We start from the raw sequence: 19,286 nt of genomic DNA on the forward strand, positions 1-19,286 counted from the left end.
CTCAAGCGCGGACCCAGGTTGTTACTTGGAGCGCTTGCGAAGGCGTTCGATGTCGAGGATCACGACCGCGCGAGCTTCGATGCGCAGCCAGTTCCGTTGTGCGAAATCGGCGAGCGCCTTGTTGACCGTCTCGCGGGACGCGCCGACCAGCTGCGCCAGCTCCTCCTGCGTGAGGTCGTGGTGCACGTGCAAACCCGCCTCGGACGGCTGTCCGAACCGCTCGGCCAGGTCGAGCAGCGCCTTGGCGACACGTCCCGGCACATCGGTGAACACCAGGTCGGCCATGACGTCGTTGGTCTTGCGGAGCCGCTGCGCCAGCGCCCGCAGGAGCTGGACGGCGACCTCCGGATGACCGGTCAGCCAGGGCCGCAGGTCGTCGTGGCCGAGCCCCGCTAGACGGCACTCGGTCACCGCTATGGCGCTCGCGGTGCGCGGGCGCGGGTCGAACAGCGACAACTCGCCGAACATCTCGCTCGGGCCGAGGACGCTCAGGAGGTTCTCCCGCCCGTCCGGAGCCGTCCTGGTCAGCTTGATCTTTCCTTCCAGGACGACGTACAGCCGGTCCCCGGTCTCGCCCTCGTTGAACAGCGTCTGACCGCGGGCGAGACGCACCTCGGCCACGTTGGCGCGCAGCGCCTTGGCGCCCTGCTCGTCGAGGGCCTCGAAGAGCGGGGCTCTGCTCAGAACGTCCACGTCGCGATCGGTCACGCTTCTCCTCCTCGAACACCGACATGCCTAGTGTGACGTACGTCCCACCGCCTGTGTGATGGCAGGGTCACGGCGCGCCGAAACGCAAGACCCCGGTTCACCGACCTCGCCGGACCGCCGCGGTCCTGTTCGCCCAGTGTACGGACCATTGGGTGAATGCCATCACACCGGTCTCACCCCCCGTTACCGGGCATCCTGGACGGGTACCGGTCATGCCTTAATCTGATCGGATGCCCGATACTTCGCCGAGCCCCGTCCCACGGGGTTCCGGTCGGGCTGTAACGCCCGGGCTCCAGCCGGTGAGGCTCTAGGCTGGCCGGTATGGCGACGGAGGCGTCCAGGAGGCCACGGGCCCGCAAATGGCAGGACGAGACGCGGCTGGGGCTGGTGCGGCGGGCGCGCCGGATCAACCGGATACTGGCCGAGACGTATCCGGACGCGCACTGTGAGCTGAACTTCGGGACACCCTTCCAGCTCCTGGTCGCCACGGTTCTGTCGGCGCAGACCACTGACATGCGTGTGAACATGACCACGCCGGCACTGTTCGCCAAGTACCCGACACCCGAGGATCTGGCCTCCGCCAATCCGGAGGACGTCGAGGAGATCCTGAAACCCACCGGCTTCTTCCGAGCCAAGACCAAGTCAGTCATGGGACTGTCCGCCGCCTTGCGAGACCAGTTCGGCGGTGAGGTTCCGGGACGGCTCGAAGACCTCGTCACGCTGCCCGGTGTTGGACGCAAGACGGCCAACGTGGTCCTGGGCAACGCTTTCGACGTTCCGGGCATCACCGTCGACACGCACTTCGGTCGTTTGGCCCGCCGTTTCAGATGGACGTCCGAAGACGATCCGGTGAAGGTTGAACAGGAGATCGGCGAACTCGTCCCGCGCAAAGACTGGACGATGCTGTCCCACAGGCTGATCTGGCATGGGCGCCGCATCTGTCACGCCCGCCGTCCGGCCTGTGGGGCGTGCCCGGTTGCCTCCCTCTGCCCGTCGTTCGGTGAAGGGCCGACCGACGAGGAGACGGCCCGCAAACTCGTCAAACCCGGCCCCTTCTCGTGACCTGCGCCGTCCAGGCAGGCGTGGAGGGTCGTCCCACCATGAGAGAACGCGCGGTGACGGCGGGAAGGAACGCGGGCGTTCCGGAGTTGGGACGGACGTGACCGACATCTCCCCCATCGGCCCGCCCTGGCTGGCCCGGTTCCGTGCCGAGGGACCCCGGATGGCGGCGCCGCCGATGTTCCAGCCCGTCCAGGGCGGACGTGCCGCCGCCGTCCTGATCCTGTTCGGCGAGGGCTCGGACGGTCCCGACATCCTGCTCACCGAGCGTGCCGCGACCCTGAACAAGCACGCCGGGCAGCCCGCGTTCCCCGGCGGCCGCATCGACCCCGAGGACGACGGGCCGGTCGCCGCCGCGCTGCGGGAGGCCTGGGAGGAGGCGGGCGTCGAACCGTCCGGCGTGGACGTGTTGTGCACGCTTCCAGAGCTGTACCTGTCGCACAGCGAGCACCGGGTCACGCCGGTCGCCGGTTGGTGGCGGGAACCGTCGGAGATCGCGCCCGGCCATCCCGGCGAGGTCGCGGCGGTCGCGCGCGTTCCGATCTCCGAACTCGTCGAACCGGAGAACCGGCTGATGGTGCGGAACAGCACCGGGCTGAGGATCGGGCCCGCGTTCCGCGTCCGCGACATGCTCGTGTGGGGTTTCACGGCGGCGTTGCTCACCCGCGTGTTGGACGCGGGCGGATGGAACCAACCCTGGGATACGGACCATGTCGAGGATTTGCCGCAAGACGTCCTGAGGCTCGCGACCCGCGACTGACGGCTCGCCTACCCCGGCGACCCTCACGATGTGTCCGGCGCAGGTCATACGGTTGTTCTCGTCTTGGAGGCCGCCGATAGTGACCTTGCATCCCACCCGGTGGCTACGCAACACGCCCCAATCTGGTACATCGAGGGGACGTTAAGCAGCGGCGCGGCACAGTACGGTGAAGCGGTGCTGCACGACCACGTTCTGGACCTGATACTGCTCGTGCTCGTCGTGCTTTTCGGAGTCTCGGGCTACCGGCAGGGCTTCATTGTGAGCCTGCTCAGTTTCGTCGGCTTCGTCGGCGGCGGTGTCGCCGGTGTCCTCATCGCGCCGCCGATCGCCGAGGCCGCCGTGGACGGCGCCGCCCAGCAGGCGCTCCTCGCCATCGTGATCGCGTTCCTGGCCGCGACCCTCGGGCAACTGGTCGCGTCGTCGCTCGGCGCCGTCCTGCGCAACCGGGTGACCGGCATGAACGCCCGCACGGTGGACGCGGTCGGTGGAACCGTCGTCAGCGCCATGTCGCTGCTGATCGTCGCCTGGTTCTTCGGGAGCCTGGTCGCCAACTCCGAGTTCCGGCCCGTCCGGACGCAGGTCAAGGGCTCCTCGATCATCAACGGCGTCGACGACGTGATGCCGCCGCAGGCCCAGACGTGGTTCACCTCGTTCCAGGGCTTCGTGAAGAACAGCGACTTCCCCCAGGTCTTCAACGGGCTCGGCGGCGAGTCGGTGGTGCAGGTGCCGCCGCCGGACGAGTCCGTGCTGAACACGCGGGGTCTGCGGGCCGCCAGGAACAGCATCGTGAAGATCGTCAGCACGGCGCCGCAGTGCCAGCGCCGGATCGAGGGCACCGGGTTCGTGTTCGCGCCGAAACACGTCATGACCAACGCGCACGTCGTGGCGGGGGCACGTGGGTCGTCCGCCGTCGCCACCGTGGACGGCGAGACCAGCCGCGGCCGGGTCGTCCTGTACGACCCGAAACGCGACGTCGCCGTGCTGTACGTGCCGGGCTTGCAGGCGCCGACACTGCGGTTCGCGGACGAGGCCCGCGTCCGCGACAACGCGATCATCGCCGGGTTCCCGAAGAATCACCCGTTCACACCGGGTGCCGCCCGCATCCGTGCCCGTCAGACGGCACGCGGCCCGGACATCTACCACTCCGGCCAGGTCACCCGCGAGATCTACGCCATCCGCGGCAAGGTCGAGCCCGGAAACTCGGGCGGCCCGCTGCTGTCCACTGATGGCCGTGTCTACGGCGTCATCTTCGCGGCCGCTCTGGATACCCCGTCCACCGGGTACGCGCTCACTGCGGACGAGGTCGCCCCAGACGCGCGCGCGGGCGCGAACGCGACGGCAGCGGTGTCCACGCAGAAATGCTCCGACTGAGCAACCAGAGCTACCAGAGTCGCCAGAGCTGGCAGGGCGCCAGAGCTGGCAGGGCGCCAGAGCTGGCAGAGCTACGCCTGCATGAGCTGAAGGGTCATCGGGCCTTCCTGGGGTGCTCTGGACGCCAGGTCGCGGGCCCGCGTCACGACCCCTGTGACGTCGATGCCGTGCGGAGGGGCGTTCTCGTACGGGATGAGATGGTCCGCCGCGCGACTGAGGAGGGCCTCGGCGCCCTGGGCGTTTCCTCGCCGGAGGTGGGTTATCCCCACGGCAACCTGTGCGAGCCCCCTCCACAGTTCCCGTTCAGCTTCCGGAGCGGCCTTCCAGACCGCTTCCAGTACCTCGTGCGCATGGAATGGACGGTCGGCGTCCAGAAGGTGTTGAGCCTCTACCAGGGCTTCCGCCGGTGGCAGATCGAGATCGTCCGGCATGGTGGGTACGCCGGTCGCGCCATGGGGCAGGGGGCGTCCGTACGCATCCCGTGGACGTGCGTTGCGTGGGCGTCCAGCTTCGTCCCGATCCCGCATCCCTCAAACGTACGCCCGCGTGGTCCCGGTCTAGGTCGGCAGGGTTCAGTGTTCGGGTTCAGGGTCGGAGAGCCAGCCGAGGAACTGTTCGTCGAACGCGCCAGGACGTTCCTGGTGCGGGAAGTGTCCGGCGCCGTCGATGAGCTTCCAGCGGTACGGGGCCCGTACATAGCGGCCAGAACCCTGGGCACTGGCGGGGAGTGTGCAGGTGTCCACCGCACCGTGCAGTTGGAGCGTCGGCGCCTGGATGGGGGCGCGCATACGGTGCGCGTAGCGGATGCCGTCCGGACGGGCCTGTGAGCGTATGAGCCAACGGTGGTACTCCAGCGCGCTGTGCGCCGCCCCAGGAATCTGCACCGCCTTCCGGACGAGCCGTTCAGTGCGTTCGTCCGGCCAACCCGGGCCTGACCACTCGTGGAGGAGCTTTCCGACCAGCGCGGCGTCGTCCCGCACAAGACGCCGTTCCGGCCACAGCGGCAGTTGGAAACCGAACGTGTGGCGTGTAGCCCAACCCTGCCCGCGTGGGTCACCCGCTACGGCCTGACGTAGCCGCAACGGATGCGGAGCGCTCACCACTGCCAGCCGCTGGACGACCTTCTGGTGGTAGACGCCCATCGTCCAGGCGAGCAGCCCGCCCCAGTCGTGCCCGACGACGATCGCGTTCGCCTCACCGAGCGCGCGGACGAGCCCGGCGGCGTCCCCTGCCAGCGTGACGAGGTCGTAGCCGCGTGGCGGTTTGTCGCTCCCGCCATAGCCGCGCAGGTCCACGGCGACGACGCGGTAACCCGCCGCTGGCAGCGACACCAACTGGTTGTGCCATGACCACCAGAACTCGGGGAAACCGTGCAGGAGTAGGACGAGCGGCCCCTCACCGGCCTCGACGACATGGAACCGCGTCCCGCCCGCACTGATCTGACGGTGGGTCCACGGCCCGTCGACCTCGACGAGGGCCCGGTCGTGCCCGGACATGGCGTCGGTCAGTCCGTCAGCTCGGGCACGTCGGAGTCGCCGCGGCGGCGCAGCTTCGACAGGTCGCTCTTCAGGGACTTACGGGTCCGTTTCGCGCCCTCGATCTTCTTGATGAAGCGTTTCGCGATGAGCATCAGGCCGATCGCGAGCACCACGTACACGACCGCGACGATGAGGAACGCGAGCCATCGCCAGAGGCCCAGCCCGACCAGCCCGTACGCGAGGGAGATCGACAGCAGGATGACGACGATCCCGCCCATCACCGCGGCGATGGTGAACATCACGCTGCTGACGGCGGCCTTCTTGGCGTCGGCCTTGAGCTCGACCCTGGCCAGCTCCATCTCCAGCTTGATGGTGTCGGAGACGTCGCTCAACGCCAGCGCGACCAGGTCTCCAAGAGACCTGTCCTCGATTCGATCGTCCGGCACAGCCTCGGACATATCGCTTGCTCTCCTTTAGCCCCCGGGCGCGCGCAGGCGTGCCCTTCTCCGGAAGACGACGGCCGCGGCCGCCGAGGCGAGAACACTCGCGATCAGGACCGCAGTCGTCACTCTCTCGAATTGTGCCGGGTCGGTATAGGCCAAACCGCCGATCAGCAGCGAAACGGTGAAACCCACCCCGGCCAGGGCGGCGACCCCACCGATCTCATGCCAGTGCAGATCCTCCCCGATCGTCGCCAGGCCGAGCCGTACGGCCGCCCAGGCGCCGCCGAACACTCCCACGAACTTACCGACCACCAACCCCGCGATGACACCGAGGGCCACCCGGTCGGTGAACACCGAACCCAGCTGCGACACACCGAGCCCTACGCCCGCTGAGACGAACGCGAAAACCGGTACGCACAGCCCTGCTGAGAAGGGGCGCAGCACATGGTCAGCGCGTTCCGCGTTGGTCGGACGTCCGTCCGGTGTCTCCTTCGGACTGGTAAGCATTCCGAGTGCCACACCCGCAACGGTCGCGTGGACGCCGCTCCGTTGCAGGCAGTACCAGGCCAGTATGGCGAGCGGTACATAAACCCATGGCGACCGGACGTTCCTACGCTGGAGCAACCCGTACAAGCCGATCAGGATCACTCCGAAGCCGAGCGGCACCCAATCGAGCTGCTCGCTGTAGAACAACGCGATGATTGTGATGGCGATGAGGTCGTCCACCACGGCGAGGGTCAGCAGGAACGCGCGCAGGGGCGCCGGGCACGCTGTGAACGTCACCGCCAGTACCGCCAGCGCGAACGCGATGTCCGTCGCTGTCGGCACGGCCCAGCCGCGCGCCGCGCCCGCTTCACCCGCGCTAACCGCGAGGAACACCAGCGCTGGGACGGCTACGCCCGCGGCGGCGGCGAGCACCGGCAGCGCGGCGTCTTTCGGATCGCGCAACTCACCGTGTGTCAGTTCCTCGCGCAGCTCAAGCCCGGCGATGAAGAAGAACACCACCAGCAGGCCGCTGGACGCCCAGTGCTGGACGTCCATGTGCCCGAGGTGCAGCCAGTGGGGGCTGAACTCGAACGTCCGCAGGCTGTCGTAGGCGTCCGCCCAAGGCGTGTTGGCCCAGATGAGTGCGGCGACCGCCGCGAGCAGCATCACCACGCCGCCGATCGTCTCCGTGCGCAACGCCATGGCGACCTGCGTCCCATAGCGGACGGTCGGACGAAACGGCCACGTCGCGGCGACACGGCGACGCACAGGGCGCGTCATGAAAAACCCCCGGGAAGGTGGCGGACGGTCGGACAAGCCCCGACCCGCCACACGCGACAGGTCAGAACACCGCCGACCAGACTTCCCGGCACACCACGTACGACTTTACCTGCAACAAGGCCGCTGCCCTTAGCCGTGACCCCGCCCGGACGTGCGGAGGCCCGCGCCCGGTGGTTCGTGCACCGGGACGCGGGCCGTCCACACAGTCGCGTCAGTCCTCGGACTTGGCGCTCGGCAGCTTCTCCGAGATCAGGTCCATGACCGTGCTGTCGGCGAGCGTGGTGACGTCGCCGATGCTGCGGTTCTCGGCGACGTCCCGCAGCAGCCGCCGCATGATCTTGCCGGACCGGGTCTTCGGCAGCTCCGGCACCATCATGATCTGCCGGGGCTTCGCGATCGGGCCGAGGGTCTTGGACACGTGGTCGCGCAGCTCCCGCAGGAACTCCTCGCCTTCCACGTCCCCCTCCGCGTCGCCGCGCGGGATGACGAACGCCACGATGGCCTGCCCGGTGACGGGGTCGGTGGCGCCGACCACCGCCGACTCGGCGACCTTCGGGTGCGACACCAGCGCCGACTCCACCTCCGTCGTGGAGATGTTGTGCCCGGACACGAGCATGACGTCGTCGACGCGGCCGAGCAGCCACATGTCGCCGTCATCGTCGCGCTTCGCGCCGTCACCGGCGAAGTACAGGCCGTCGAAACGGGACCAGTACGTCTTGATGTAGCGCTCGTCGTCGCCCCAGATCGTGCGGAGCATGCTCGGCCAGGGTTCCCGGACCACCATGAACCCGCCGCCACCATTCGGCACGGACTGGCCCTGGTCGTCGACCACGTCCGCGGCGATGCCCGGCAGCGGACGCATCGCCGCGCCCGGCTTCGCGTCCGTCACGCCCGGCAGCGGGCTGATCATGATCGCGCCCGTCTCCGTCTGCCACCAGGTGTCGACCACCGGCGTCCGCGAGGCGCCGATCTTCTCGCGGTACCAGACGTACGCCTCCGGATTGATGGGCTCACCCACGGAACCCAGCACGCGCAGGGATGACAGGTCGTACTGCGCGGGGATGTCGTCGCCCCACTTCATGAAAGTACGGATCGCGGTGGGCGCGGTGTAGAAGATGCTCACCTTGTACTTCTGGATGATGTCCCACCAACGGCCCTTGTTGGGGGTGTCGGGGGTCCCCTCGTAAATGACGCTGGTCGAACCGTTGGCGAGCGGTCCGTACACGATGTAGGAGTGTCCGGTGACCCACCCGATGTCGGCCGAACACCAGTAGACGTCCGTCTCCGGCTTCAGGTCGAACACCGCCCAGTGCGTGTACGCGCACTGGGTCAGATAGCCGCCCGTGGTGTGCAGGATGCCCTTGGGCTTACCCGTCGTCCCGGACGTGTACAGGATGTACAGCGGGTGCTCCGCGTCCATGGGCTCGGCGGTGTGCTGGTCACTCTGCCGACCCACGACGTCGTGCCACCACAGGTCGCGGTCGTTCTCTGCCACCGGCTCGCCGGTGCGGCGCACGACCACGACGTGCTCGATCGTCGGCGTCTGCGCGACGGCCTCGTCGACGATGCCCTTCAGGTCGGACGGCTTGCCGCGACGGAACCCGCCGTCCGCGGTGATGACCAGCCTGGCCTGCGCGTCGTCGATCCGGGTCCGCAGTGCCTCCGCCGAGAAACCGCCGAACACCACCGAGTGGGTCGCGCCGATGCGGGCACACGCCAACATCGAGATCGGCAGTTCCGGAATCATCGGTAGGTAGATCGCGACCCGGTCACCCTTGCGGACACCCAACTCCAGCAGGGCGTTGGCCGCCTGGTTCACCTCACGCTGAAGGTCGGCGTAGGTGATGGTACGGGAGTCGCCCGGCTCACCCTCCCAGTGGAACGCGACCGTGGCTCCGCGTCCTGCCTCGACATGACGGTCGACACAGTTGTACGCGACGTTCAGTTCGCCGCCCACGAACCATTTGGCGAAGGGTGGATTACTCCAGTCGAGGACGTCGTCCCAGCGCTTCGTCCAGGACAGCCGATCCGCCTGCTCCGCCCAGAACCCCAGGGTGTCCTCGGACGCCTGCTCGTACGCCTCGGCCTTGACATTGGCCGACGCGGCGAGTTCTGCGGGCGGGGAGAAGCGGCGCGTCTCCTGCAGAAGGTTCGACAGTGTCTCTTGGCTCTGGCTCAACGCGAATACTCCTTGGTAGCTGAAGCGGGGCTCGCCCGGTATCCCCACTTCACCAGGAAGGTCCTCGGTCCCACAAGGCCGCGCCCGTGTATGTCGTGGATGCGTGCGACCTGCGCTGACGGCCGTCGATGGTGTTGTGCGATACCCGACGCCACAGACCTTCCCAGTCTCTGGTCAGAGAATCGCTTCCGTTTTACGCGCCCGCGTACCCGCACGTCCATGCTTGTGGCCCACCGCATAGGGTCGGGCCGTGACAGATGCCCTTGCCGATGTGGCGAACCTGCCCGGCGTCTCCGGCGCCGTCGACGAGGCGCGCGGCGCCGTGGACCGCCTTTTGGGCCATCGCATCCTGCGGCGACGCAGCGCCGAGGTGTCCACCGAGTCCGCGCTACGCGGCGCCAGGGCCTCGGCCGTCCTGGACGGGGCCACCGTCACGTTGGACGCATTGCGCACTACCGAGAACCCGTCCGATCCGGTCGTCCAGGGGTCTCTGCGTGTGTCGGCCGAACTGGGAACGCTGACGGAGACGTGGCGGAATGCGCCACGGCAGGCCCTCGCACGCCTCCACGCCCTCGCCGCGGCGAACGCGGTCGACAGCACCGACCTCGGACGCCTACGCACAGGCGCCGACGCGCTTTCACCATCCGAGGCAGCCGCTCGCCTGGACGTACTCAGCACGCTACTGACAGAGCCGACGAAAGCACCCGCGCTGGTGGTCGCGGCCATCGTTCACGGCGAACTACTGACAGTGCGCCCGTTCGGCTGGGGAGACGGGCTCGTCGCGCGTGCCGCGCAGCGTCTCACCCTTATCGCGCGTGGCCTCGACCCCAAATCGCTTGTCGCCCCAGAGGTGGGACACCTGGAACTCGCCGACGAGTACGGCGAAGCGCTCAGCGCCTACTCGTCCGGTACCGCGGAGGGCGTCGCACAGTGGATCGCGCACTGTTCCGCAGCGGTCGCCGCAGCCGCACGAGACTCCCAGGCCATCTGTGAGGCGTTCATGCGTGGCTGACGTTGTCGGTGGCCTGGTGCATGCTGTGCTGATGGCCGATCGCAAGCATGGACGTCCTGCTCCGACCACCGAAACCACTATCACTGCGGTGAACTGGGATTCGCGTGACCTGACGGGTGAAGAGCACGAGCGTGTCCTCTTCGTGGACGCCGACTTGACCGAGGCCACCGGCGTCGGTGCCGTCTTCACCGACTGCACGTTCCGCGGTGTTCGTTTCAACGCCTCCACCCACACCGATGGTGCGTTCGTAAACTGCACCTTCGTGCGTTGCGGTTTCTTCGACGCCACCTTCACCGGGTGCAAATTCGTCGGCAGCATGTTCGACGACTGCACGTACGACCTGTTGAAGGTAGCGGGCGGCGACTGGTCGTTCACCGGCCTCCCCGGAGCCGATCTGCGTCGCGCGTCGTTCACCGACGTTCGCATGCGCGAGACCGATCTGACCGGCGCGAGATGCGCCGGGGCCACGATTCGCGGTGTCGACCTGTCGGGCTCCTGGCTCCACAAGGCCGACTTTTCCGGATGTGATCTACGCGGAAGCGACATCTCGGCGCTGGACCCGCTGACCACGGAATTGCGGCGCGCGGTGATCGACCCGTATCAGGCGGTCGTCCTGGCGACGTCCCTGGGGTTGGACGTCCGCGACTGACGCTCTGAGCAAAGCGAACGGCGTCCCTCGCCTGGGACGCCGCCGCCAAACACGTCACACCGGGTTACCAAGCGTGCACCTCATATCCGTCGGATCGGGTCAAGCCCGTCTCGACGCGCCTCCCGCGGCTGGTCGCGCGTGGGTGCCCGGCTGCCGTGCCCCGGACACGTGGTCCGTAAGACCTGTGTACGCCTTATTTGCCCAGTTGACAAGCCCTTGTTCGGACAACTCGTCCACCCGGCGGCCGGCGCGCCAGAGAAGGGCACGGATGACCCCATACCGCCAACACGGGATGAAGTCCTCTATTCCGGACTAACCGGAACTATCATTCGGCTCCAAAAATTATCACTCACTGTGATCATCACTATGGTGAACGGAATCGGTCGGAAAGATTCTGAGTTCTCCGGTACGCTCCGACTCCTGGACCGATACACCCCTTGTACAGGGCGATGTGGGTTCCGCCGGGAGTGTGCGGTACTGTCGCGCCGCATGTCGTGATGATCGTCCCAACCAGATGAGAAAAATCGTCACCCGCCGGGCGAGTTTGCGCCTCGACGGAACTCTCAAGGATCGGGCAGCATATGTTGAAGCTGCCTAGACTGGAGCCAGTGAGTTTGACTCTCCTATAGAGCGAACTTGCGACGGCTTAGCCGAACTCCCCAGACTTTCTTGGGAAAGCGGGCCGGCTCTACCCCCCCGGAGTCGGACCGTCCGGCGACCCCCGCTATCCCCCCCAGCGGGGGTCGCCCAGACATAGCGGCCGGGCGGTGGCGCGATCCAGTGCCACCGCCCGCCGCCTTCCAACGGCCACTGGCACCCCCGCGACAGCGCTCCATCGCAGCTCAGAGGCCTGTCGACACCCCGCCGGCCGAAGTTATCCACAGTTCACGGAAAGTCTTCATGGTCGACGTCGGCGGCCGCAGAGTGGATGTCTCCGAACGCTGAAGGAGCATCCGATGAATCTCGCGGCACTGATCGTCACCGGCGACTCCGCCCTCGCCGACGGCCTGCTCCGCCTCGCCGCCGCCGCCGACGCCCACGCGGAGGTCGCCTACGGCGCCGATGAGGCCAGAGCCGCCTGGACGTGGCCGGCCCTCATCCTCGTCGGCGCCGACATGGCCGAGGACGTGGCGTCCACCGGCCTCCAGCGCCGTCCGGGCGTCGTCCTGGTCACACCCGCCACCGCAACGCCCGAGACGTACCGCCTGGCGGTGGAGGTCGGCGCCCAGGACGTCGCCGCCCTCCCCGACCATGAGGACTGGCTGATCGACGCGTTCGCCAGCGCCAGCGAACCCGAGAGCGGCTGGGCCACCACCATCTGCGTCGTCGGCGCCCGAGGCGGCGCGGGCGCCAGCGTCCTGGCGACCGCGCTCGGCCTCACAGCCTCCGGCCAGGGCCTGCGCACCCTCCTCGTGGACGCCGACCCGTTCGGCGGCGGCGTCGACCTCATGCTCGGGCTGGAGGAACACGAGGGCGTCCGCTGGCACGACCTGGCCGAACGCAAGGGACGACTCAACACCGCCACCCTGCACGAGACACTGCCGCGTTGCGGCGACCTGTCGGTCCTGTCATGGCGGCGCGGCGAGCCCGTCCCCGTCTCCGACGAGGCGGCCCGCTCCCTGTTCGACGCGGCCGCACGCGGCTTCGACCTGGTCATCGTGGACGTCCCCCGCTACCCGGGCGACGTCGGCCGCGCGGCCCTACAGGCCGCCGACAACACGTTCCTACTCGTCCCCGCCGAGGTCCGCGCCACCGTCGCCGCCGACGGCCTCGCCACCGCCCTCCGCCGCCACACCACCGAGCTGCGCCTGGTCGTCCAGGGCCCGGCCCCCGGCGGCCTGACCCCCGACGCGGTCGCCCACGCCCTCGACCTCACGTCCGCAGGCTCCTTCGAACGCGACCGCCGCCTCCCCGCCGCCATCGACGAGGGCGCCCTCGAACGAGCCCTCCGCCGAGGCCCACTCACCGAGTTCTGCTCCAAAACCCTCGCCGACCTGGCCCTCCAGCCCTATGCCTACCGAGAAGAAGCAGCCTGACCCACCCAACAACCACAACTCCTCCACCACCACAAGCAACACCCCTGGCCGCCCTCTAACCACACCCCCAGCCGCCCACAAGCCGCAGCTTCCCTACCGCCCACAAGCCGCAACTCCCCACTTACAACCAACGGCCCCTTCCCCACCGACCACTAACCGCAGCTCCCCACCGACCACCAACGGCAGCCACCCGACCGCCCACCAGCCGTAGCTTCTCACCACCCCAAGTTGTAGCTCCCCCCGACCACTAACGGCGGCCACCCGGTCGCCCACTATCCGCAGCCCGGCTGCCTACTATCCGCCCCCGGCCGCCTCGCCGCGGCTTCTCACCACCCCAAGTCGCAGCCCCACCGACCGCCAACGGGAGCCGCTCGGCCGTCCCCAAGCCGCAGCTCTCCGCCGTCCGCTAGCCGCAGGTCTGCCGATTACAGGCCGACGGCTAACCAACCGCCAACAACACCCTGACCACAGCTCCTGTGTTAGGCGCGGGGCCACCCCTGCCACCCGGACGCGTAACGGGGCGCAAGTCGGGCGATGAGGGCGGCCTTCCCTGGGCACGGAGGGTCGCCTTCCACAAGGAGGAAGCATGACCAGGCTCGCCGACGCCGTCCGCGATCGACTGGCCGATCTCGGCGGCGAACCGACCACCGGACGGGTCGCCGCAGCCCTGCGGGCCGAAGAACGCCTGCTGGGCGACCGCGAGATCCTGACGCTCGCCGACGAGTTACGCGCCGAGTTCGTGGGCGCAGGACCGCTCGAGCCACTTCTACGCAGCCCAGACGTCTCCGATGTCCTTGTGAACGGCCCGGACGAGATCTGGGTCGACACCGGCTCCGGCCTGGTCCGCACCCCTCTGCGGTTCCCGGACGAACAGTCGGTGCGCCGCCTGGCCCAGCGCCTCACGGCAGCCGCCGGACGCCGACTCGACGACGCCTCTCCCTTCGCCGACGCCCGTCTCCCGGGAGGAGTGCGCCTACACGCCATCCTCCCGCCGATAGCCGCCACCGGGACATGCATCTCCTTGCGGCTTCCCCGCCGCCGCACCTTCACGCTGGACGAACTGGTCGCGGCCAACACCGTCCCGCCCGAGGGCGCCGAACTCCTCGCCGCCATGATCGAGTCCCGCGCCGCCTTCCTGATCACAGGTGCCACGGGAACCGGCAAGACGACTATTCTCAGCTCCCTCCTCTCCCTGGCCGACCCCCGAGAACGGCTCGTCCTGGTCGAAGACTCCGCCGAGCTGCGACCGTCCCACCCACATGTGGTCCGCCTGGAATCGCGTCCACCCAACATGGAGGGTGCCGGAGGCGTCACCCTGAACGACTTGGTTCGTCAAGCCCTCCGCATGCGCCCTGACCGCCTCGTAGTAGGCGAGTGCAGGGGCTCTGAAGTAGTAGTGCTCCTCCAGTCTTTGAACACGGGTCATGAAGGTGGATGCGGCACACTCCACGCGAACACCGCGGCTGACGTGCCCGCTCGACTCGAAGCACTGGCCTGTGCGGCGGGCCTGACTCGGGAAGCCGTCCACAGCCAACTGGCCGCAGCCTTGGACATCGTCGTCCATCTGGTTCGTGACCCTGGCGGCGGGCTCCGGCGGGTGGCCGAGATTTGCCTCCTCAACCGGGCCCCGGACGGCCTGGTCGGCGTCGTTCCGGCGGTGTCGTTCACCGTATCCGGCGAGGTCATCTCCGGTCCCGGCGCTACCGCCCTCTCCGCCCGGCTGGCGAGAACCACATGATCAACACACCCGTGGCCCTCTGCGCAGCCGCTGCGGTCTGGACGCTTCTGGCCCCGCCACCCGCCGTCCGCCGCCTGAACCGCCTCGTCACTCACCCATCCAGCGACCCGTTCGGCTTCGTAAAGACCAAAGTCGAAGCCTGGCGCGAACAACGCACCCTCCCCCAGCGACGCCGCACTTCAGTGATCGAACTCTGCGACGCCATGGCCGCCGAGCTCTCCGCCGGTCGAACCCCCGACGAGGCGTTCACCGCGGCGACGACCGTCCTGGACCCGCACATCGCCAAGGAACTGCTCAGCGTCCCCAGCCCTCCATCCGACCACCTAGGAAGACTGGCGACACGGCCAGGCGCCGAAGGCCTTCGTCTCCTGGCAGCCTGCTGGCGCGTAGGGGCCGAACGCGGCGGAGCCCTCGCTACCGTCCTGGATGGCCTGGCCACCGCCCTACGCGATGAGGAGACACAACGCCAGGATGTAGCCGTTCAGCTCGCCGCCCCTCGTGCGACAGCCCGCCTCCTCGCCGCACTTCCCTTACTAGGGCTGGCGTTGGCCGTAGCTCTAGGCGTGCACCCGCTCCACTTCCTCCTCGGAACGCTCCCGGGCCTCGGTTGCTTGATCACGGGCACAGCCCTCAACCTGACGGGCCTCTACTGGACCCGCCACCTGGCCAAATCCGCCGAATCCCCCCGCTGACCGGAGGTGAAACCAATGACGGCATTGCTGGTCATGCTCTGCGCAGCAGCATCGGCCTTCTTCCTAGCCAGGGGCGCGCCCCCAGCCACACGGAGACTCGCCGACCAGTTCCAAAGACCGCCCCAACCCCACTCAAGAACCGCAACCCATCAACGCAACCAGCCACCGAACGAGCACGCCCCAAGACCGACCAGCAACTCCGTAGAAGACAATCCAAACCACGCCCGACCTACACCCCAAACAGAAGCGCCAGCCCAGACACCCACAAAGACCCACGCCAGCGCCACGCACAGGACGAAGATCAACCAGCCGACCGTTGACGATGAGGTGCCTGAGCGACCACATGGGCAGCCTCATTACGGAGACGGCCCCGACCCCGACAGGGTGCCCCAAGGCCTAAGAACGCGACTCGCACACACCGAACTTCACCGTGGCACGGGTACAGGCGAAGCGAGTCGAGACGGTGGCAAGAACACCATCCAGTGCCAGGACCGAGACGCACACACGGCAGCGCCCGGCCCCACCGCCAATGAAACAAGGCCCGTAGGGATCGGAGGCCAGAGCCGCAACAACGAGTCTCGCGACGACGAGAGTCCCCGGCGTTGGGAGCAGAGCCCGCAGTGCGAGAGGCCGAGTCCCGGGACCCGCATGTTAGGGGTCACCTGGCAACCTGCCGACGGGGAAGGTCACCGAGACCGGGCAAGCGCAGAGAACAGAAGACAACCGTCACGGAGAACCAAGAGACGATCATTCTGGAGGCTTGCCCGTCCTCACAGGTCGTCCTGGTCGCGAAGAAATGATCTTCGAGAAGAGCGGCCCAGTCTCACGAACCAGGAACCTCACAGCGCACGCCACCAGCCCAGCGGAGTTTCCGGCGTCGCGGAGACCCAACCTCACCAACCAGCCAACAACGGACGCGACCAACCATCGGGAACGTCCCAACGACGCGACGTTCTTCTCCAACGCATCGCAGCTGGCACAGCAGGGGCGCTGTGCATGGTGACGCTCGGTGGGCCGGTAGGCGGGGTGACCGGAGTCCTGCTCGCAGCCACCGTCTGGTTCTCGTTCGGCCGCCTCGGCAATGCGGAACGGAGACGAAGGCAGGCACGCCTCACCGCCGACCTCCCCATAGCGGTGGACCTTTTAGCCGCCTGTCTGCGTGGCGGTGCTGCCTGGCACGAGGCGGTCGCCGCCGTCGCAGATGCAGTGGGCGGGCCACTCGGAGACGAACTGGAAGGTGTTTCCATCCAGATCCGCCTAGGAGCCGATCCGGCCGCCGCGTGGTCTGCGCTCGGTAAGGAACCGATACTCGCGCCTCTGGCGCGCACGGCGGCTCGGGCCTCATCCACTGGTGCGGCGCTGGCGACGTCACTCAGCCGCCTCGCGCGGGACCAAAGGCAGGCCGCGCGCACGGCAGCCGCCGCCAGAGCCCGAGCAGCTGGCATCCAAGCGCTCGCGCCACTGGGTCTGTGTTTCCTGCCCGCCTTCGTGTTGCTCGGAGTCGTTCCGGCCATCGCTGGGATCGCCTCAACGATCGTCCTCCCCGGATAACCCGGGTTTTCCACAGGCTGGCATTCACACGCCGCCCGGCCCCATGCCCCAGCAGCCTGGAAGAGAACCGCGAACGAACACGACCAACTCCCCGCCCGACCGACAGAAGCACAACCTTCATCAGAAGGCGGCATCCAAGAGCCCAGAGCGCTTACCTGTCAGCCGCCTTGCCTACCAGCCCAGGAGTCTGCCGGATGGCTTACTCCAGAACCGATGAGGAGCCCGTATGCGGGCCATACAAGTGGTGGTGCGCCGATGTTCCGGAAACGACCAAGGGATGTCGACCGCCGAGTACGCGGTCGGCACGATCGCCGCAGCTGCTTTCGCCGGCGTGCTGTTCAAGATCGTGACCAGCTCACAGGTGAAGTCTCTCCTCTTACAGATCATCGAGAGGGCCCTCAACCTCGCCGCCTGAACGATCGCGGGATGGCCACAGCGGAGATAGCCGTGGCCCTCCCCGCCTTGGTCCTGGTCACTGCGATCGCCCTGTGGGGTCTGAAGGTCGCCTCCGTCCAACTCACGTGCACGGATGCCGCCCAAGCCGGCGCCCGCGCCGCAGCAAGAGGTGAACCCCTCCCCGCCGTGCGCGAGTTCGTAGCGAGGGCCGTCCCCAAGGGGGCAACGATCAAGGTCCATCGAGACAAAGCCACCGTCCAAGTGGACATCTCCGCCGCAGTCAATCCACCTGCGGCCGCGCACCTCCCAGCCCTCACCGTCCACGGCCGCGCAACCGCCGCCACAGAACCCGGCGTCCCCCCAGATGAAAGCTAAGCCATGCCCACACCCCACCGCCCACCGCGCGCTGCTCGTCCACCGCGCGCTGCCGCCCCCCGCGCGCTGCCCCCCCGGCGCAGCCCTTCCCCCCCGCGCTGTTCGTGCACTGCGCTGTTCGTGCACTGCGCTGTTCGTGCACTGCGCTGTTCGTGCACTGCGCTGTTCGTGCACTGCGCTGTTCGTGCACTGCGCTGTTCGTGCACTGCGCTGTTCGTGCACCGCGCTGGGCGTTGGGCGTGGGCTGCTGGGTGGGTCGTTGGGGGTGTGGCGAGTGGAGGGGGTTGGTGAGGGGCTTGGGTTTGTGGAGGTCTGATCGGGGGGCGGGGTCGATCTGGGTTGTGGCCTTTGCGGCTGTTATCTGGGTTGGTGGAGTCGCCGCGATGGGGGTCGGCGGAGTTCGGGGTGCTCGGCATCGGGCGGACGCGGCGGCTGATCTGGCGGCTCTGGCGGGTGCCGGTCGGGCGGTGGAGGGGGCGGGGTCCGCGTGCGGGAAGGCGCGGAGTATCGCCCTTGAGTCTGGGGCGAGCCTGGTGCGCTGTCAGGTGATGGGGCAGGACGTGCTGGTCACCGTGACGGTGGAGGTGGGGGCGCCGATGGGTCTCGGCGAGTTGAGGGTGGTGTCGCGGGCAAGGGCTGGTCCGGTGGTGCGGAGCGGCGTAGCCTCACGACACGGCTCGTTGGACTGAGTGTCAATGGGAGAGGTGTCGAGGAAGGTGAAGCATATTGCTCTTCGTCATTGCTCTGTGACCCTTGCTACTCGGTGGTACGTTACTGTGCCGTAGCAGCTAGTTATCACTCGGCACGGTGTCCCGGCGGCCCTCGGCGGGACGAGACGAGCAGGACGTTGTCGAAGGGGTCAGGCCGTGGCCATCATTCGCAGGATCGGTGCGGTCGTGCTAGCGGCACCGCTTGCGATGGGTGTCTCAGTATTCGGCGCGTTCCCTGCGCAGGCCGCTTCGACCGGCGTAATCAGTCCTGCGAATCGCACTGTGGTCACGAGTGGCTCGGAGTTGACCGCCAGGGCGCACTTCGACCTTGCTCTCACGATGCAGCTGTGGGTCGAGGGACCGGGGGTCGGTAGCAAGCTCCTGCAGGAGCGAATCCTCATGGGCAACCTGTCGGGGACGTTCCCCATCCACCGGAACGGCGACTACACGGTGTCCTTGAGAGGTAAGCAGAGCGGTCACACTTATGACTCCAGCACCATCAAGGTGCGCATTGCGCCAGCCACGCCTAGTGGGGTCTCCGCGCGGGTGTCTGGCAGAGAGCTTGTTGTGGGCTGGAATCGCGGTGCCGAGGACGACCTGACTGGTTACACGCTTTCGGGTTCTGGGGTTGGGTCGACGTCTGGTTCGGTCGGCTCGCTCTGCCAGGGGACGAAGTGCTCCGCCACGCTTCCGGTGACTCGGACGAGTGGTCCGGTCTCTGTGGGCGTCCGAGCGCGCCGTCCTGCGGGAACGGGTAGATCGTTGTATTCGGGTACCGCGACTGCGAGCGCCACGGTGAGTGGTGGTTCGGCGGCGCTGACCGGGGGCGCTCCGTTGGCCCCGGGGCTGGGTGCGGGATCGCC

General features: G+C 67.9%; 18 protein-coding genes. 12 read left to right on the forward strand and 6 right to left on the reverse strand.

Annotated features, from left to right (window positions below):
- Nucleotides 1-21 precede the first annotated feature (21 nt).
- Complete coding sequence (locus tag ABD808_RS29355; protein WP_117397539.1) at nt 22-708, reverse strand: Crp/Fnr family transcriptional regulator; 687 nt, start codon at nt 706-708, stop codon at nt 22-24.
- Between the two features lie 321 nt (nt 709-1,029).
- Between ABD808_RS29355 and nth the strand changes: the two genes are divergently transcribed.
- From nth to ABD808_RS29370, 3 genes are all read left to right on the forward strand, one after another.
- Nucleotides 1,030-1,770, forward strand: a complete 741-nt coding sequence (gene nth / locus ABD808_RS29360) for an endonuclease III (RefSeq protein ID WP_344903252.1) — start codon at nt 1,030-1,032, stop codon at nt 1,768-1,770.
- Nucleotides 1,771-1,930: 160 nt separating this feature from the next.
- On the forward strand, nt 1,931-2,527 hold the full coding sequence (locus tag ABD808_RS29365) for an NUDIX hydrolase (RefSeq protein ID WP_344903555.1): 597 nt from the start codon (nt 1,931-1,933) through the stop codon (nt 2,525-2,527).
- Between the two features lie 174 nt (nt 2,528-2,701).
- Nucleotides 2,702-3,898, forward strand: a complete 1,197-nt coding sequence (locus ABD808_RS29370) for a MarP family serine protease (protein WP_344903255.1) — start codon at nt 2,702-2,704, stop codon at nt 3,896-3,898.
- Between the two features lie 71 nt (nt 3,899-3,969).
- Here ABD808_RS29370 and ABD808_RS29375 read toward each other — a convergent pair whose 3' ends face one another.
- The 5 genes from ABD808_RS29375 to acs form a co-directional block, all read right to left on the reverse strand.
- Nucleotides 3,970-4,329, reverse strand: coding sequence for a DUF309 domain-containing protein (locus ABD808_RS29375; protein WP_344903258.1), 360 nt, complete (start codon nt 4,327-4,329; stop codon nt 3,970-3,972).
- A 141-nt stretch (nt 4,330-4,470) separates the two neighbouring features.
- Complete coding sequence (locus ABD808_RS29380; RefSeq protein WP_344903261.1) at nt 4,471-5,394, reverse strand: alpha/beta fold hydrolase; 924 nt, start codon at nt 5,392-5,394, stop codon at nt 4,471-4,473.
- 8 nt (nt 5,395-5,402) lie between these two features.
- A complete protein-coding gene (locus tag ABD808_RS29385; protein ID WP_344903264.1) occupies nt 5,403-5,834 on the reverse strand; it encodes a phage holin family protein in 432 nt (143 codons plus the stop codon).
- 15 nt (nt 5,835-5,849) lie between these two features.
- Entirely contained in the window at nt 5,850-7,085 is a 1,236-nt protein-coding gene (gene nhaA / locus ABD808_RS29390) for a Na+/H+ antiporter NhaA (protein WP_344903267.1), read from the reverse strand.
- A gap of 211 nt (nt 7,086-7,296) precedes the next feature.
- Nucleotides 7,297-9,264 (reverse strand): acetate--CoA ligase, encoded by a 1,968-nt coding sequence (gene acs, locus ABD808_RS29395; protein ID WP_344903270.1) that lies wholly within the window; start codon nt 9,262-9,264, stop codon nt 7,297-7,299.
- Nucleotides 9,265-9,514: 250 nt separating this feature from the next.
- Between acs and ABD808_RS29400 the strand changes: the two genes are divergently transcribed.
- From ABD808_RS29400 to ABD808_RS38680, 9 genes are all read left to right on the forward strand, one after another.
- On the forward strand, nt 9,515-10,276 hold the full coding sequence (locus ABD808_RS29400; protein WP_344903273.1) for a Fic family protein: 762 nt from the start codon (nt 9,515-9,517) through the stop codon (nt 10,274-10,276).
- On the forward strand, nt 10,269-10,925 hold the full coding sequence (locus ABD808_RS29405) for a pentapeptide repeat-containing protein (RefSeq protein WP_344903276.1): 657 nt from the start codon (nt 10,269-10,271) through the stop codon (nt 10,923-10,925). The genes ABD808_RS29400 and ABD808_RS29405 overlap by 8 nt, the downstream gene beginning before the upstream one ends.
- A 956-nt stretch (nt 10,926-11,881) precedes the next feature.
- Complete coding sequence (gene ssd, locus ABD808_RS29410; protein ID WP_344903279.1) at nt 11,882-12,961, forward strand: septum site-determining protein Ssd; 1,080 nt, start codon at nt 11,882-11,884, stop codon at nt 12,959-12,961.
- A 586-nt stretch (nt 12,962-13,547) separates the two neighbouring features.
- On the forward strand, nt 13,548-14,699 hold the full coding sequence (locus ABD808_RS29415; RefSeq protein WP_344903282.1) for a TadA family conjugal transfer-associated ATPase: 1,152 nt from the start codon (nt 13,548-13,550) through the stop codon (nt 14,697-14,699).
- On the forward strand, nt 14,696-15,391 hold the full coding sequence (locus ABD808_RS29420; RefSeq protein WP_344903285.1) for a type II secretion system F family protein: 696 nt from the start codon (nt 14,696-14,698) through the stop codon (nt 15,389-15,391). Before ABD808_RS29415 ends, ABD808_RS29420 begins: the two co-directional genes overlap by 4 nt.
- 996 nt (nt 15,392-16,387) lie before the next feature.
- Nucleotides 16,388-16,942 (forward strand): type II secretion system F family protein, encoded by a 555-nt coding sequence (locus ABD808_RS29425; protein WP_344903288.1) that lies wholly within the window; start codon nt 16,388-16,390, stop codon nt 16,940-16,942.
- Nucleotides 16,943-17,168: 226 nt separating this feature from the next.
- The gene (locus tag ABD808_RS29430; RefSeq protein ID WP_344903291.1) at nt 17,169-17,357 is read left to right on the forward strand and encodes a DUF4244 domain-containing protein; all 189 of its coding nucleotides are present in this window, start codon (nt 17,169-17,171) and stop codon (nt 17,355-17,357) included.
- An 11-nt stretch (nt 17,358-17,368) separates the two neighbouring features.
- Complete coding sequence (locus tag ABD808_RS29435; protein ID WP_344903294.1) at nt 17,369-17,713, forward strand: TadE family type IV pilus minor pilin; 345 nt, start codon at nt 17,369-17,371, stop codon at nt 17,711-17,713.
- 287 nt (nt 17,714-18,000) lie between these two features.
- A complete protein-coding gene (locus tag ABD808_RS38680) occupies nt 18,001-18,402 on the forward strand; it encodes an Rv3654c family TadE-like protein (RefSeq protein WP_425548991.1) in 402 nt (133 codons plus the stop codon).
- The last annotated feature ends 884 nt before the right edge of the window (nt 18,403-19,286 follow it).

It is taken from the genome of Actinomadura meridiana (genome assembly GCF_039537545.1).
Classification (GTDB): Bacteria; Actinomycetota; Actinomycetes; order Streptosporangiales; family Streptosporangiaceae; genus Spirillospora; species Spirillospora meridiana.

Excerpts from the sequence above, each read along its gene's own strand:
- ABD808_RS29365 (WP_344903555.1), top strand. The coding sequence starts at position 1,931 with ATGGCGGCGCCGCCGATGTTCCAGCCCGTCCAGGGCGGACGTGCCGCC.
- ABD808_RS29385 (WP_344903264.1), bottom strand. The coding sequence starts at position 5,834 with ATGTCCGAGGCTGTGCCGGACGATCGAATCGAGGACAGGTCTCTTGGA.
- ABD808_RS29380 (WP_344903261.1), bottom strand. The coding sequence starts at position 5,394 with ATGTCCGGGCACGACCGGGCCCTCGTCGAGGTCGACGGGCCGTGGACC.
- ABD808_RS29415 (WP_344903282.1), top strand. The coding sequence starts at position 13,548 with ATGACCAGGCTCGCCGACGCCGTCCGCGATCGACTGGCCGATCTCGGC.
- ABD808_RS29430 (WP_344903291.1), top strand. The coding sequence starts at position 17,169 with ATGCGGGCCATACAAGTGGTGGTGCGCCGATGTTCCGGAAACGACCAA.
- ABD808_RS29420 (WP_344903285.1), top strand. The coding sequence starts at position 14,696 with ATGATCAACACACCCGTGGCCCTCTGCGCAGCCGCTGCGGTCTGGACG.
- ABD808_RS29425 (WP_344903288.1), top strand. The coding sequence starts at position 16,388 with ATGGTGACGCTCGGTGGGCCGGTAGGCGGGGTGACCGGAGTCCTGCTC.
- ABD808_RS29375 (WP_344903258.1), bottom strand. The coding sequence starts at position 4,329 with ATGCCGGACGATCTCGATCTGCCACCGGCGGAAGCCCTGGTAGAGGCT.
- nth (WP_344903252.1), top strand. The coding sequence starts at position 1,030 with ATGGCGACGGAGGCGTCCAGGAGGCCACGGGCCCGCAAATGGCAGGAC.
- nhaA (WP_344903267.1), bottom strand. The coding sequence starts at position 7,085 with ATGACGCGCCCTGTGCGTCGCCGTGTCGCCGCGACGTGGCCGTTTCGT.
- ssd (WP_344903279.1), top strand. The coding sequence starts at position 11,882 with ATGAATCTCGCGGCACTGATCGTCACCGGCGACTCCGCCCTCGCCGAC.
- ABD808_RS29435 (WP_344903294.1), top strand. The coding sequence starts at position 17,369 with ATGGCCACAGCGGAGATAGCCGTGGCCCTCCCCGCCTTGGTCCTGGTC.